At 68.2% G+C, this 1,195-nt stretch carries 1 protein-coding gene; it reads left to right on the top strand.

Translation table 11 applies throughout. The features are described 5' to 3' along the window. The coding region (locus GM658_RS28565) for an efflux RND transporter periplasmic adaptor subunit (RefSeq protein WP_155457503.1) at positions 1 to 1,195 on the top strand (1,195 nt) is incomplete at both ends.

Below are 1,195 nucleotides of genomic sequence, written 5' to 3'. Positions count from 1 at the left end.
CCCCGGTGGCGGCGGGCAGGGCGGCGCCGGTCGCGGCGGCCGCAGCGGACGCGGTCCGGCAGCCACGGTTGGCGTAGCGACTGCCGAAAAGGCCGATTTGCCGGTCACGCTTGATGCTTTGGGCACGGTCACCGCGGCGGCGACCACCACGGTCCGCCCGCAAGTGTCAGGCATCCTGCAGAAAGTGCTGTTCAAGGAAGGGCAGATGGTGAAGGCCGGCCAGGTGCTGGCGCAGATCGATCCGCGCCAGTTCGAATTGCAGCTGATGCAGGCGACGGGCCAGCGTGAGCGCGACGAGGCGCAGCTGGAAAATGCGCGCCTGACGCTCGAACGCTATCGCACATTGCTGTCACAGGATTCCATCGCCCGCCAGGACGTCGACACCCAAGCGGCGCTGGTCAAGCAGCTGCAGGGTACCGTGACCACGGACCGCGCGAATGAAGGCACGGCACGGCTCAACCTGGGCTACACCAAAGTGGTGGCGCCGATCAGCGGGCGGGTCGGCCTGCGCGTGGTCGATATCGGCAACCTGGTCGGCTCCAACGATGCGGCGGGCATTGCGGTGATTACGCAGCTGGCGCCGATTGACGTGGAGTTCGCCGTGCCGCAGGACCGGGTGGCGGACCTGGCCCCGCGCGCGGGCGAGCGCGTTGGGACGGGAAAGGTGGCGCTGGCGTATGACCGCACGCGTACCACGGTGCTGGAAAAGGGCGTGTTCCATGCGCTGGATAACCAGGTCGATACGCAGACCGGTACCGTGATGGCAAAGGCTCGATTCGATAATGCGGGGTCGTCGCTGTTCCCCAGCCAGTTCGTGAATGTGCGGCTGGAGCTGCGCACCATCAAGGATGCCGTGGTGGTGCCGGTGACGGCCTTGCGGCACGGGTCTTCGGGGGACTACGTCTATGTGCTGCAGGACGGGCAGACCGCTTCGCTGCGGCCGGTCACGCGCGGGATTGCCACTGTCGATAAAGTGCAGATCGCCAGCGGATTGCAGGCGGGCGAGCAAGTGATTACCGAAGGCGCCGACCGGCTCAAGGACGGCGCCAGGGTGACGCTGCCTTCCCAGCGGCCGGGCGCTGACGGCGAGCATGGCGGCCGTGGCCAGGGCGGCCAAGGTTGGCGCGGCGGACGCCATCGCGGCGGTGCAGGCGCAGATGGTGCGACATCGTCGCCGCCAAGTGCCGGCGGCGCG

It is taken from the genome of Massilia eburnea, assembly GCF_009720745.1.
GTDB classification, from domain to species: Bacteria; Pseudomonadota; Gammaproteobacteria; order Burkholderiales; family Burkholderiaceae_D; genus Rugamonas; species Rugamonas eburnea.
The sequence above is the reverse complement of the archived record's forward strand: the minus strand, read 5'-3'. Positions and strand labels throughout refer to the sequence as shown.